The 13,683-nt window shown below is 63.7% G+C and carries 7 protein-coding genes; 6 read left to right on the forward strand and 1 reads right to left on the reverse strand.

The annotated features are described in order from the left end of the window. Positions 1 to 22 precede the first annotated feature (22 nt). The 3 genes from ACYQ2W_RS12475 (at position 23) to ACYQ2W_RS12485 (ending at position 6,533) form a co-directional block, all read left to right on the forward strand. Positions 23 to 3,868, forward strand: a complete 3,846-nt coding sequence (locus ACYQ2W_RS12475; RefSeq protein ID WP_459867310.1) for a mechanosensitive ion channel domain-containing protein — start codon at positions 23 to 25, stop codon at positions 3,866 to 3,868. A gap of 563 nt (positions 3,869 to 4,431) precedes the next feature. After that, positions 4,432 to 5,574: a hypothetical protein gene (locus ACYQ2W_RS12480; protein ID WP_459867313.1), complete on the forward strand. Its 1,143-nt coding sequence runs from the start codon at positions 4,432 to 4,434 to the stop codon at positions 5,572 to 5,574. After that, positions 5,571 to 6,533: a hypothetical protein gene (locus ACYQ2W_RS12485; protein ID WP_459867315.1), complete on the forward strand. Its 963-nt coding sequence runs from the start codon at positions 5,571 to 5,573 to the stop codon at positions 6,531 to 6,533. Before ACYQ2W_RS12480 ends, ACYQ2W_RS12485 begins: the two co-directional genes overlap by 4 nt. Positions 6,534 to 6,653: 120 nt before the next feature. Here ACYQ2W_RS12485 and ACYQ2W_RS12490 read toward each other — a convergent pair whose 3' ends face one another. Next, the gene (locus ACYQ2W_RS12490; RefSeq protein ID WP_459867317.1) at positions 6,654 to 8,591 is read right to left on the reverse strand and encodes a transglycosylase SLT domain-containing protein; all 1,938 of its coding nucleotides are present in this window, start codon (positions 8,589 to 8,591) and stop codon (positions 6,654 to 6,656) included. A gap of 527 nt (positions 8,592 to 9,118) precedes the next feature. Between ACYQ2W_RS12490 and ACYQ2W_RS12495 the strand changes: the two genes are divergently transcribed. From ACYQ2W_RS12495 to ACYQ2W_RS12505, 3 genes are all read left to right on the forward strand, one after another. Next, complete coding sequence (locus tag ACYQ2W_RS12495) at positions 9,119 to 11,407, forward strand: efflux RND transporter permease subunit (protein WP_459867320.1); 2,289 nt, start codon at positions 9,119 to 9,121, stop codon at positions 11,405 to 11,407. Continuing rightward, on the forward strand, positions 11,404 to 12,192 hold the full coding sequence (locus ACYQ2W_RS12500; protein WP_459867322.1) for an outer membrane lipoprotein-sorting protein: 789 nt from the start codon (positions 11,404 to 11,406) through the stop codon (positions 12,190 to 12,192). Before ACYQ2W_RS12495 ends, ACYQ2W_RS12500 begins: the two co-directional genes overlap by 4 nt. Before the next feature lie 169 nt (positions 12,193 to 12,361). After that, complete coding sequence (locus ACYQ2W_RS12505; protein ID WP_459867325.1) at positions 12,362 to 13,498, forward strand: hypothetical protein; 1,137 nt, start codon at positions 12,362 to 12,364, stop codon at positions 13,496 to 13,498. Positions 13,499 to 13,683 lie beyond the last annotated feature (185 nt).

Genomic DNA, 13,683 nt, shown 5'->3' on the forward strand with positions numbered 1-13,683 from the left:
GTTCGGATTCGGGAGAGGGAAAATGCTGGATGGTCGGCGCTCGCGCGTGGTTGGAAGGGGGTGGTGGGGTCTGTTGCTGCTGCCGCTGCTGTGGTCGCCGCTGAGCCACGCTGAGGAGGCGCCGGCGGCCAAGCCGGCCGCCGCGGCGACGCCGCTCAACCGGCTCGACAACGACCGTCTGATCAGTCAGGCGGAGGAGATCCTGCGCACCGCGCGGGAGCGCTACGCCGCCGACGTACGGGGCCTCTCCCACATCCAGCGGAGCATCGACCGGGGCATGGAGGCGATCGACGCCGAGGCCCCGCTGGACTCCCCGGCGCAGGGGGCGCTCCCCGCTTCGCTGGAGCAGGTCGACCAGCGCCTCGGCGAGCTGGACGCGTACGCCAAGCAACTGGACGGGCGCCGTCAGCGGCTGGAGCGGCAGGCCGGATTGTTCGATCAGGCGCTCAGGCAGGTGGACGCGGTGCTGCGCTCCCTCGAAGGGCTGATCGAGCGCCTGCGCGGCCTGCGCGACTACGCCTTCGAGGCGCAGATGCGGGTCCGCGACGCGACCCTCGCGGAGCAACGGCTCCCCGAGTGGCTGAACGAACGGCGACTCATCCAAGGCATCCTCCGCCGCCACAAGATGATCGCGCGCTGGCAGCAGCGCCGTGCCGAGCTGAACGAGTTGCAGGCGGCGCTGGCCACGCGATTGGAACGGCAACGGCAGACCATCGCCGAGGCGCAGGAGACGGGGGAGCGCATCCACGGGCTGCGCACCAAGCTGCAGCACGAGCAGGAGATGGCGGCGCGCTACCGCGAGGAGCCGGAAGCGCGGCTGCGCAACCGGCTGGCGGTGCTGCGCTTCAGCAAGGAGCGGCTGGCGGTGGCCTTCGCCCGCGCCCGCGAAGGGTTCGCCGCCGGGCGGCAAGGGGTGGCCCCCCTGGTCCAGGCCTTCGAGGAGCAGGTGGCCCGGGCGATCGAGCTCACCCCGAACGGCGGCGAGGTCGGCATTCTCGACCAGGCCGCGGTGGCCCGGGAGGCGCAACGGGTCGATGGGCTGGCGCAGGCGTTGCAGGCGCGGCAGACGGCCTTCGAGGCCTATCGCGGCGCCCTGGAGAAGGCGCGCAAGGGGGGCGAGCTGGCCATCGCCAAAGGCACCACGCTGATCGACCTGCAGCGCCAGATCAACGTCCTGCTGCGGGTGCTGCCCGAGGAGAGTGCCGCCGAGCAGGCCACGCTGGGGCGAGAGGAGAAGGCCGCGCGCACGGCGCTGGCGGAGCTGGAACCGGCAGTCAAGGCGGTGCGCCAGGAGCTGGATGGGTTGGCCGGCGAGGCGCAGCGGGAGCAGGCCCTGGCCGATGGGGTGCGCGCCCAGCGCTACCGGGTGCAGCGGCTGGAGCGGGCCATGGAACGCCTCGCCTGGCAGGCACCCGAGGGGCTGGAGACGGTGGCCAAGGAGGAGCTGCTGTCGCGTTTCCGCACCCTCTACAACGACTCCACCGATCTCGCCGCAACGCTGCAGGAGCGGGCGGCGGCGGTGAGCGCGGCGCGCAACGCGGTGGCCGAGGCGCAGGCCGCCCTCGACGGCGGCGGGCATGCCGCGCCCGCGGCGGAGGGGCACGCCGACGACGGCCTGGAGGCGGCCCGCCACGCCCTGATGCAGGCGGCCCGGCTCGACGCGCCCCCCCCCGTGGTGGCCGCCCCGGCAGCGGCACCGCCGGTCCCCAAGGCGGAGGCTGACGCCGCCGAGGCGGAGAGCGCCGCGGCCCCGGAGCCGGACGGCAAGGCCCCCTCCCTCTTCGCGGCGATGACGCCGGTGGTGCAGGCCTATCAGGGGTCGCTGATCGACATGCGTGAGGCGATCGTCGGCCGGCGCGACCGGCGGCATCGGTTGGCACAGGCCCTCGACCATCAAGTGGCCGCCGCCGAGGCCTACCTGGAGGCGCAGCAGCGGGTCTCGCAGAACCTCAACGACCGCTTCGCCCTGGCCGAGATGATCCAGGCGCGCCTCTCCGCCGAGGAGCTGGAGGGTTTCGATCTGGCCGAGGAGGTGGCGGAGACCCTGCGCAACGACGGCCGCGCGCCCCTCCAGGCGGAGCTGCTGCGCCACTACTTCGACCTCACCGTGCTGCGCCAGCGCCAGGGAGTGCTGCCCTCGGAAGAGGCCTCGGAGGCGGCCCTGCTGAGTAGCCTGGAGCAGCTCAACGACGGTGCCGGACAGCGCCTCGGTGCGCTGCAGAAGTGGCAGAAGATCCAGGAGCAGATCGACCAGGGGGCCGACGGGCGCTCCGAGACCGAGCAGGAGGCGCTGGGGCAGATGGCGTGGCGGCGCCTGGAGGCGGAAAACCGCCCGCTGGAGAGCCTGCTCTCGATCCTCCCCTCGGAGCGGGGCGCGACCCTCGACAAACTGCTCCACCGCTTCTACCTGGAGGTGCTCGAACTGGAGCGGCGCGACAAACTGCTCGGCGACCAGTCCCGGGTGGTGGCGGAGCTGACCGCCTCGGTCGACGGGGAGCGCAAGCGCGTCGGCGAACTGCTGCCGGTGCTGAAGGAGCGCCGGGAGGCCCTCGACCGGGACCGCGAGGTGCTGCTCGCCGTCGCCGAGGCACGCCTCGCCCCGGAGCAGGCGGACGACCGGTTCCAGGCGCTGAAGGCACAGAGCGGCATCGAGCTCACCCCGGTCGCCTACCCGGTGCTCGCCGATGACGAGAAGCGGGCGGTGATCGACGCCACCCTGCACACCCTCAGCGGCCTGCGCGCGCGGCAGGCGGCCATCGACGGGTGGGTGAAGCGCCTCGAACCGCGGGCCGAAGAGGGGGCGGGGGAGCCGGAGCAGCCCCGCTACCGCGAGGCCGCCGGCCTGATCGAGGGCCAGATCGCCGCCACCGCCCGCCAGATCCGCACCCTCGGGCCGCGCACCGGCGCCGATGGGAAGGCGGTGGGCGGGAGCGGCGCTCGGGGGGGCAGCCCGGCGGCGATCGGCGAGATCGGCCACCTGCGCGACGAGCGCCTTGGCGCCCTGGAGCAGTCGGGGCTGGCGGTGGCGCTGGAGCTGGCGGCGATCGTGCTGATCGCCCCGCTGCTGTTCCTGGCCGCCCGGCTCCACCACCGCCGCGCCCTCAAGCGCATCGAGGGGGGCGAGCTGGAGGAGAAGGACAAGGACCAGCGCCGCCTGCTCGCCTCCTTCTGGTACGGCATGGCGCGCTTCGCGGTGTGGGCGGGGGTGATCCTCTCGATTCTCAGCGTGCTCGGCTTCAACGTCGGCGCCCTGCTCGCCGGCCTCGGCATCGGCGGTCTGGCCGTCGCCATGGCCCTGCGCAGCACGCTCGCCGACATCATCGGCGGCCTCAACCTGCTGTGGACCCGTTTCATGCAGGTGGGCGACCTGGTGGAGTTCAAGGGACGGATGTACGCGGTCAAGGAGATCGGCCTGCGCTACAGCCAGCTCACCGACTTCAGCCGGCGCCACGTCATGCTGATCCCCAACGCGCTGCTCTCCGAGATCGAAGTGAAGAAGATCTCCGCCCACCCCGGCATGCGCATGACCAACAACCTGATCCTGCCGCTGGAGAGCACCGCCGAGCAGCACGCCAAGGCGATGGATCTGGTCCGCCAGACCCTGGAGGAGCACGCCGAGGCGCGGCTGATCTTCGTCCGCCACGACGGCCTGCAGGAGAAGGGTTTCCAGATCAAGTTCGGCTACGACATCGCCCTGTTCCAGAACCGCAACCGGGTGATGACCGAGGTGCAGCTGCGGCTGATCGAGCTGTGCACGCAGGCGGGCATCTCCTACGCCAAGTTGCCGGTATCGGTGGAGATGACCGCGCCGCCGACGTTCGAGGCGGATCCGGCCGACGTCGCGGATGCGGTGCCGGGTGGGCAATAGGAAGGTGCAAGGGCAGGGCGCCGGCTTCCGATGGTCGGCGCCCACCGCGCCAACGTGGCGTTTGGCGGCTCCGACAGGCGCTGCTTTTCAACACGAAGGGCACGAAGGAAGAGTCACGAAGAACACGAAGAGCCCGAAGGCTGGAAGCCTGTGGGATTGTGGGGGGGCCATCCCGCTTTTACGGCCGATTCATCGATGTGGGGTGGGAAGAGCGCAGCGAAACCCACCATGATGCCGTTGGGTCCCCCCCCCCCGCCCGCATCTTGGAACCTGCCGCAGAGCGAGTCTCGATTTGACGTCCGGTCCGGTGCTGAAGGGAAAGGCGCTTTCTCCGATTACCCTGCGCAAGGGAGTTCGTTTATCTCCATGTCGAGATTTTCAGCATTTTCTTACAGACTTTACACCTAAATAATCGGTATTCTAAAGAGGTGCATGACAAGCCGCTTGTTAGGGGAACGCTAATTTAATCGATCTTTGTCAATTTGATGCTTAAATGATGGCGGCGCGGTGGCGTCTCCATTCTTCTGTGCGATGCTCCTGTAGTTGTCTTTGCGAGACCATGGATGGTAAATAATAAGCTATTTTTCTTTGCGATTCTTGCGTTATTTCAGGGCTGTGACTATCTTGGCCACGAAGATCCAGATGAGATAATCTATAAAGCAAATCAAAGCTTTGCCAAGGCAGACTTTGCGGAATTTGAGGATAATATTTCTAAGTTGAATGATATTGATTTTCCACTTAGTAGGGCAGACATCTTTTCCTTTTATAAAAATGAAAGCCGCATAGAGATATCTTTATTAACTCCGCAAAACTCCTTTTATCTGATCAGCCGATTAAGCTTAGATGGTGATAGAGCATGTATTTGCCATCTTTATATGTTGGGTCTGAATAATATTTTTTATAAAAATAAAATATCCAGAATTTTAGATGATAAGGCCCTATATCAACAGGCTGTTTTGATGCTGAAAAGATCAGCAGAAGAATGCAATGACTTTAATTCTGTGATGCTTAGATCCTTATTGGTGATTGGAAAGGGGATTGGTTTTGGGGGAGGGTATAAAAAAAGCCTTAATGCGTCGCCTGGGGGGCAAGATTTATATAGATTAGAAAAGGGAATGATGCTGTGGATCATGAATGATTACGACTTAGCATATGAATATTTTGTTAGTGTTGAAAATTCACATCTATTAACAAGTGAAGCAAATGAAATTATAGGTCGGTTCATGCGGCAATATGATGTGTATAAATCATATTACGGTATCATAAACGAAATCAGAGAAGGGGCAATAAGATCGGATAAACTTGCTTCTAAACTCAAAAAAGAGCTTGGAATAAAGGATTCGGAAATCGAAGACCTGTTTTCTATTGGCTCTGTTGATATCGGCCTCTTTGTGCTGGAGCATGCGGGGATCAAAGACCCACCTATTTCTAGGGCGGCAAGTGGGGTTGGAAATATTCTAACATTGATTGATATTTTTCAAGCTGTTTCCGCTATTAGATCCGCATACGATACCCGTTCAGATTTGGAGCGTGAAAAAGAGCATTTAGAGAAATTAACTGAGAGGAAAAGAAATATGAAAGATCCTAGAGATAAAGAGGAAATGATTCCCGATATAGACGTTAATACATTGGAATCTTTGTCATTAAAAATATTGTCCAACTCAACGCTTAGAAGAAAGGCCATGGCGGGGGGGTGCAAGCCATGAAGTATCGTTGGTATGTTTTTGTTATGGCTGTCTCTATTTGCAACATTGTTTCGGCGGGCTCGGGTTCTTCTGAACTCTATGACAGGGCTAAAAGGCTTTATCCTCAGAATATTGATGAGGCTGTTTCTGTGGCAGAAGAGCTTCTCATTCGCTATCCCTCATCGAACGAGGCTGATGAGGTTAGGCAGACTGTTCCAAGATGGCGTCTAGAGCAAGTGGCCAAAGGAATGTCGGACACCCTTAAGAGGCTTTCCTCAGGTGGCTATTCTGGAGGGAAGGTTGTTGACAATAAATATATTGATCAATTAATCAAAATTGTCGAGGATTATCCTGATCATAAGTTGAGTGAGGGTATCGAGGCGTCAATAGTCGGATTTATATTCATGAATGAAATGCTTCCCGCAATGTACTCTATCAAGAAGAAGTCGGACCAGATGAGTCGGGATATAGGAGATGTGGTTAGGCGAGAGGGGGATTACGATCAGATGTTGTCATGGCGAGTAGATGTTATGATAAAAACGTTAGATAATCAGGTGGATATGTTTTCTTCTATGATCTCGGCGTTCAACTCTAGCGCAGGCGCTCTAAGAACGTTGTCTGTGAAACATTCTCTTAGTGATGTGTTTTCTGATATGGCGGACTTGTTTGAGCATGGAGCATATATATTCAAAAGAATGATTCCGGTAGTAGAGAATTATTTGTCTTTCTATCGAAGAGAGGGATATAACTGCGTCAAAGCACAAAATAGTCTTAAGGATGGCGGGTTCTGGGAAAACATTGAACTAAATAAAAAAATATTAGAGTGCAAAGAGAAAGAAGACGAGCTTAAGGAAAAAATGGCTCCAATCCAACGCGAGCTGGATAGTTTTAAGTCAAGAAAAGATGCTGTACTTGAAAAGGCTGCTTCTGCTGCAGAAGAATTTAGAGCGCTGATGAAAAATGCAATGTCGGAAAAATAACTTGGTGCATGGAAAATCGAACCATCCGTTATGTCGGAGCGGCGCTATCTAAGTATTACGTCTTTATCTGTTCTTAGTGAAGCATCGTTTTAGGATCGGAATCCTTCCGCAAGCCAACCTTCACGACCGCGGCTCAATCTCCGGCATATGCTTCGACAACGGCGTCAACGGCCGCCCCAGCCGCCACTCGTAGATCAACGTATAGGAAAGAATCCGCTTGATGTACCCCCGCGTCTCGTCGAACGGCACCCCTTCGATCCACGCGTCGGCCGGCTGCGCCTCGTCTTCCGGCAGCCACTTGCGGATGCGGTGGGGGCCGGCGTTGTAGGCCACCGCGGTGAAGATGCGGTTGTCGTTGTATTGGTGCATCAGGTGATTGAGGTGGCTGGTGCCGAGGCGGATGTTGGTGGAGGCGTCGAGGATCTCCCAGTTGCTGCGCACCGGGCGCTTGATCAGTTGGCCGGTGCGCTTGGCGGTGGCGGGCATCAGCTGCATCAGCCCCAGGGCGCCCACCGGTGAGCGGGCGTCGCGCTTGAAGGCGCTCTCCTGGCGGATCAGGGCGTAGACCATGGCGGGGTCGAGCTTGGCCTGCTTGGCGGAGTTGAGGATCGGCTCGCGGTAGGGGGTGGGGAAGCGCAGCTCCAGGTCGTCCAGGTGGCCGGTGCGGGCGACGGTGAGGATCGCCCGGTGGTGCCAGCCCCAGCGCTCGGCCAGCTTGGCGGCGGCGCGCTTGGTCTCGACGTCGAGGTCCTTGGTGAAGTAGTACCACTCGCGGTCGGCGTCGGAGGAGAGGTTCAGCTCGAACAGTTCGCGGGCCCGCTGCATCGCCGGCTGCTTGGCCAGCTGGTCGAGCACCCACGGCTGAACCGGCAGCGGTTCGTTGTGTACCTGCGGGCTCTGCCCGGCGTGCTCGGCGGCGAGGAAGCTGTAGTAGCCGTTGCCGGCGGCGGCCGCGGCGTAGAGGCGCTGGGCCTCGGCGTGGTTGCCGATCCCCTCCATCGCCCGCGCCCGCCAGTAGCGCCAGCGGTCCTCCTTGGCTTCCTCTTCCGGCAGGGCGTCGAGGGCGCCGAGCAGTTCGGGCCACTCGTGGTGCCAGATGTGGTTGGCGATGCGCCACTGGCGGGTCTCATCGTCGGCGCCGGGCAGGCCCGCCAGCACCTCGTCGGCCTGCGGGTGGTGGCGGTAGGCGAGGCGCAGGCCGAGGCTGCGCTCGGTGGCGGCCTTCAGCTCGTCGCTCAGGGCGAATTCGCCGGCGCGCTTGCGCCACACCTCCAGCGCCTTCTCCTCGTCGCGGATCGCCAGCCGCTTGACCCCGTAGGCGAACAGCCTGGCGCGCCACTCGGGATCGGCGCCGGCGGTGAGCTTGTCCAGCTCCTTGTCCGGGTTGCGGTGGAGGCGCTGCCAGCGGTGGACCCAGGCGGCCTCCTTCTTCGGCAGCAGCTTGGCGAGGTAGGTCACCAGGCTCAGGCGGCGGTGGTCCATCGCCAGTTGGATCCGCTTCAACACCTGCTCCCGGGTCATCCCGCCGGCGGCGCGCCAGGCGTCGAACGCCGGGTCGCAGGCGTTGGGTTGGGATTTGCCCACCAGCCAAGTCTCCTCCACCTCCTGCCACAGGCCGTCGGTCTTGCCGCTGCGCAGCCGCGCTTCGAGGTAGTGGCAGTGGCGGGTGGCGCTGTAGTCGGGGCGGTAAAAGGCGAGGTACGCCTTCCAGCGTTTGCTCTTGGCCAGGTGGTCGAGCCAGTGGCGGCGCAGCAGGATCGCCACCGCCTCGCCGTCGTGCGCCTCGAGGAAGGCGGCGATCTCCTTGGTCTTGGCGGCGGCGAGGTTGCGGCGCAGCTCCTCGTAGCGCAGGTAGGGGTAGAGGAGATAGCCCTCGAGGCCGCGGGACAGCTGGTGGAAGCGCTTCATCTGCCCCCGCTTGACCGCCCGCCGGGCGTCGAGAAAGGCCTGGCGCTGTGCCTGCAGGGAGGGGGTGCCGGCCACCGCGGCCGGCGCGGGGAGGGCGGTCAGCGTTGCGATCAGGGCGGCCAGCAGGAGAGACGGTATATATGGATGCATCGTGCCAGGGGGGTAGCCGCATTCCGGGGCGGCAGGTTTGAAGGCCCTATTTTAGCAGTCATCGGGGTGGCTGTCCGCGACCGTCGGGCGGCATTTTGGATCGTTGTTCATCGGAAGAATCAGGGGGCTGGTTGTACCCGATTGGGGAGCGGTGACCGTTCGCGGCAATCCTTCGATCCAGCGCCGCTCTTTAACACGAAGGGCGCGAAGGAAGATGCACGAAGAACACGAAGGGAAAAGGTCTTGGGGCCTGCCAGGCGAAACAGCCTCCCACCCGGATGGGTAGCGGTGTCCATGGGGTGTGCCCTGTGAGCCATTTTCCTCCCTTCGTGTCCTTCGTGCCTCTTCCTTCGTGTTCTTCGTGTTGAAAAACAGCGTTTGATCGAAGCGCCACCGCGGACGACCCCGGGTGCCCTCAAACCTATCTGTACGGGGTGCTTAATTAACGATCGCCGATGTGGTTGACGCCCGGAAATTCCCCCGCCCATACTCCCCGCTTTGCCGGGTTTCCGGTTTTTGGGGGACGGATGATCGAGAACTACGCCCGTTGGGTGGTGCGTTGGCGCTGGCTGCTGATCCCGCTGTGCGTTCTCGCCGTCCTCCTCGCCGCCGTTGGCGGGCAGCGGATCCGCTTCCAGTCGGACTATCGGATGTTCTTCGGCGACGACAACCCGCAGCTGGCCGCCTTCGAGGCGCTGCAGAACACCTACACCAAGAACGACAACGTGCTCTTCGTGCTGGCGCCGCGGGAGGGGGAGGTATTCACCCCGGAGGTGCTGGCGGCGGTGGAGGCGGTGACCGCGAAGGCGTGGCAGGTCCCCTTCTCGATCCGCGTCGACTCCCTCACCAACTTCCAGCACACCCACGCCGAGGGCGACGACCTGATCGTCGAGGACCTGGTCCGCGACGGCGCCGACTACGGCCCCGAGGATTTGGCGCGGGTACGCCGGATCGCCCTCCATGAGCCGCTGCTGGTCAACCGCATCGTCTCCCCCGACGGCCGGGTCACCGGGATCAACGTAACCATCCAACTGCCGGGGGTCGATCAGACCCGCGAGGTGCCGGAGGTGGCGGCCTACGCCTACGCGCTGGCCGAGGAGATCCGCGCCGCCTACCCCGGGATCGACGTCCATCTCACCGGCATGTCGATCATGAACAACGCCTTCCCGGCGGCGGCCAAGCACGACATGGCGACCCTGGTGCCGCTGATGTTCGCGGTGGTCATCGTCACCCTCGGGCTGCTGCTGCGCGCCGTCGGTGGCACCGCGGTGACGGTGCTGGTGATCGCGCTGTCGATCGCCGGCGCCATGGGGTTGGCCGGCTGGCTCGCCATCCCGCTGTCGCCGCCGGCCGCCTCGGCGCCGACCATCATCCTCACCCTGGCGGTGGCCGACTGCGTCCACCTGCTCTCCACCTTCTACTACAACCTGCGCCACGGCATGGCGCGCCGCGAGGCGGTGGTCGAGACCCTGCGGGTCAACTTCGGCCCGGTCTTCCTCACCAGCCTGACCACCGCCATCGGTTTCCTCTCGATGAACGCCTCCGATGCACCCCCCTTCCGGGCGCTGGGCAACATCACCGCCATCGGCGTCACCTGGGCCTTCCTCCTCTCGGTGACCCTGCTGCCGGCGCTGATGGCGGTGCTGCCGGTGCGGGTGCGGCCGCGCCCCGAGGGGCGGCTCCATCCGATGGAGCATCTGGCGGAATTCGTCATCCGCCGGCGCAATGCGCTGCTGTGGGGGGCGGGGGTGGTGATCGTGGTGCTGATCGCCTTCATTCCGCGCAATGAACTCAACGACGAGTTCGTCAAATACTTCGACAAGAGCGTCGACTTCCGCGCCGCCACCGACTTTACCGCGGAGCACCTCACCGGCATCTACTACATCGACTTCTCCCTCGCCTCCGGCGAGCCGGGCGGGGTGAGCGAGCCGGCCTTCCTGGCCAAGGTGGAGGAGTTCGCCAACTGGCTGCGCGAGCAGCCGGAGGTGATGCACGTCTACTCCATCACCGACATCATGAAGCGGCTCAACCGCAACCTGCACGGTGACGACGACGCCTGGTACCGCCTCCCCGAGGCGCGGGAGATGGCCGCCCAGTACCTGCTGCTCTACGAGATGTCGCTGCCCTTCGGCCTCGACCTCAACGACCGGCTCAACGTCGACAAGTCGGCGACCCGCCTCTCCGCCACCCTGCACAACCTCTCCACCCAACAGGTGCTGTCGATCCAGGACCGCGCCTCCCGCTGGCTGGAGGAGAACGCCCCGGCCTCCATGCACACCACCGGCTCCAGCCCGACGGTGATGTTCGCCCACATCGGCGCGCGCAACATCCGCAGCATGTTGAGCGGCACCACCCTGGCGCTGATCCTGATCTCCATCCTATTGATCTTCGCCCTGCGCTCGACCCGGGTCGGGGCGATCAGCATCATCCCCAATCTGGTGCCGGTGGCGATGGCCTTCGGCCTGTGGGGGCTGCTGGTGGGGGAGGTGGGGCTGGCGCTGTCGGTGGTCGGCGGGATGACCCTGGGCATCGTGGTCGACGACACCATCCACTTCCTCAGCAAGTACCTGCGGGCGCGGCGCGAGAAGGGGCTCGACCCGGAGGGGGCGGTGCGCTACGCCTTCTCCACGGTGGGTACCGCGCTGTGGGTGACCACCGTGGTGCTGATCGCCGGCTTTTCGGTGCTCGCCTTCTCCACCTTCAAGGTCAACGCCGGCATGGGCATGCTCACCGCCATCGCCATCGCCCTGGCGCTGGCCGCCGACTTCCTCTTTCTCCCCCCGCTGTTGATGAGACTCGAAGGGACCAAAAAATGAATAGATCCGTCGCCGCGCTCCTCTTCTCCTTCGCAACCCTACTTTCGGTTTCCGCCCTGGCGGAAACCGACGAGGAGAAGGGGCTGGCCATCGCCCAAGAGTTCGACCGTCGCGACCAGGGCTTCCAGGACTCGCGGGCGGAGATGACCATGACCCTGCGCAACCGCAACGGCGACGAGAGTGTCCGTCAGCTGCGGGTCAACACCCTGGAGATGAGTGGCGACGGCGACCGAAGCATGAGCATCTTCGACGAGCCGCTGGACGTGAAGGGGACCGCCATGCTCACCTACTCCCACGGCCTGGAGCCCGACGACCAGTGGCTCTATCTGCCGGCGCTGAAGCGGGTCAAGCGGATCTCCTCGCGCAACAAGTCGGGCCCCTTCATGGGCAGCGAGTTCGCCTACGAGGACATCGGTTCCCAGGAGGTGGAGAAGTACCACTACCGCTACCTGCGCGACGAGACGGTCGACGGCATGGAGTGTTTCGTGCTCGAAGAGGTACCGGCCTACGAGTACTCCGGCTACACCCGCCGCGTGGTGTGGATCGACCAGGCGGAGTACCGGCCGATCCAGGTGGAGTTCTACGACCGCAAGGAGGCGCTGCTGAAGGTCCTCCACTACCGTGACTACCGGCAGTATCTGGATCGCTACTGGCGGGCCGCGGTGATGGAGATGGAAAATCGGCAGACCGGCAAGCGCACCACCCTGCGTTGGGACCACTACCGCTTCCAGACCGGCTTGACCGAGCGTGACTTCGACAAAAATGCGCTGAAGCGCGCTCGCTGAGCGCGCTTCAGCGCATTTTTGCATGTTGAAGCGAAAGGCTATAGGGCGGGCCGTGCCCGCCGCGGGGGGGAGGGGGGCGCCGCGCTATGGCTGTGGCGCGGCACGACCTGTGCGTGACGGGCGACCGGTGATGTTGCGAGCGTTTGGTCTATTGCTGCTGTGTGGATGGATGGCAACCACCCGGGCCGGCTGGTCGGGCTATCTGGCGACCGAGGGGCGGGCGTTTTTCGACTCCCCGGCCGATCCGCGGCAGGCCAGCGACGGGCTCTCGCTCTCCTTCCAACCGGAGTACTCCACCACCTGGGACGGCGGCCGGCAGAGCTTCGCCTTCGTCCCTTTCCTGCGCGTCGATGCCAACGACGAGGAGCGCAGCCACGCCGACATCCGCGAACTCACCTGGGTGAAGGCCGCCGAGCGGTGGGAGCTGCGCCTCGGCATCCGCAAGCTCTTCTGGGGGGTCACCGAGTCCCAGCACCTGGTCGACATCATCAACCAGACCGACCTGGTGGAGTCCCCCGACGGCGAGGAGAAGCTGGGCCAGCCGATGGCCAATCTGGCGTTGATCGGCGACTGGGGCGCCATCGATCTCTTTCTCCTGCCGGGCTTTCGCGAACGCACCTTCCCCGGCGTCGAGGGGCGTCTGCGCGGCGCGCCGCCGATCACCACCCGCGTCGAATATCAGTCCGCCGAGGGACGCGACCATGTCGATGCGGCCCTGCGCTGGTCCCAATACGCCGGCAACTGGGACTTCGCCCTCTCCCATTTCGCCGGCACCTCCCGCGAACCGACCTTCCGTGCCGACGTCGACGGGGCGGGCAATCCGGTGTTGATCCCCCGCTACGAACTGATCCGCCAGACCGGCCTGGAGCTCCAGGGTACCTTCGACGCCTGGCTGTGGAAGCTGGAGGCGATCTCCCGCGCCACGCCGGGCGGCCGTTACGCCGCGCTCACCGGCGGTTTCGAGTACACCCGCTACGGGGTGTTCGACGACGCCGACCTGGGGCTGCTCGGCGAGTATCTGTGGGACGAGCGGGGCGATGCCGCCACCACGCCGTTCGCCGACGATCTCTTCCTCGGCGCCCGCCTCACCCTCAACGACGTCGACAGCTCGGAGCTGCTCGCCGGGGTGATTCAGGACCTGGGCGGGGCCGGTCGCGCCTTCAGCGTCGAGGCCAGCCGGCGCTTCGGCAATCACTGGAAGCTCAACCTGGAGGCGCGCTTCTTCGACGGCGATACCCGCGATGATCCGCTGAGCGGGTTGGAGCGCGACGACTACCTTCAGGCGGAACTCGCCTTCTATTTCTGAAGGGCGCTGACAGGATGTACCGGGCGAGTTCCGCCTCATTGGGGAGCACGTGGGTTGAGAGATACGGGGCAGTACACTTAAGGGTCCGCGAAAAAATAACTTCCTGTTTTGGAACGCCGATCTGCCCTCCGCCCGGCGGCGTTGCGCAAAGGGTTGCATACGGCAAGTATGCGCCCCTTTGCGCG

It is taken from the genome of Endothiovibrio diazotrophicus, assembly GCF_054657215.1.

What these genes read in the sequence shown, in the direction of transcription:
- ACYQ2W_RS12475 (WP_459867310.1), top strand. Translation starts at nt 23, where the DNA reads ATGCTGGATGGTCGGCGCTCGCGCGTGGTTGGAAGGGGGTGGTGGGGT.
- ACYQ2W_RS12480 (WP_459867313.1), top strand. Translation starts at nt 4,432, where the DNA reads ATGGTAAATAATAAGCTATTTTTCTTTGCGATTCTTGCGTTATTTCAG.
- ACYQ2W_RS12485 (WP_459867315.1), top strand. Translation starts at nt 5,571, where the DNA reads ATGAAGTATCGTTGGTATGTTTTTGTTATGGCTGTCTCTATTTGCAAC.
- ACYQ2W_RS12490 (WP_459867317.1), bottom strand. Translation starts at nt 8,591, where the DNA reads ATGCATCCATATATACCGTCTCTCCTGCTGGCCGCCCTGATCGCAACG.
- ACYQ2W_RS12495 (WP_459867320.1), top strand. Translation starts at nt 9,119, where the DNA reads ATGATCGAGAACTACGCCCGTTGGGTGGTGCGTTGGCGCTGGCTGCTG.
- ACYQ2W_RS12500 (WP_459867322.1), top strand. Translation starts at nt 11,404, where the DNA reads ATGAATAGATCCGTCGCCGCGCTCCTCTTCTCCTTCGCAACCCTACTT.
- ACYQ2W_RS12505 (WP_459867325.1), top strand. Translation starts at nt 12,362, where the DNA reads ATGGCAACCACCCGGGCCGGCTGGTCGGGCTATCTGGCGACCGAGGGG.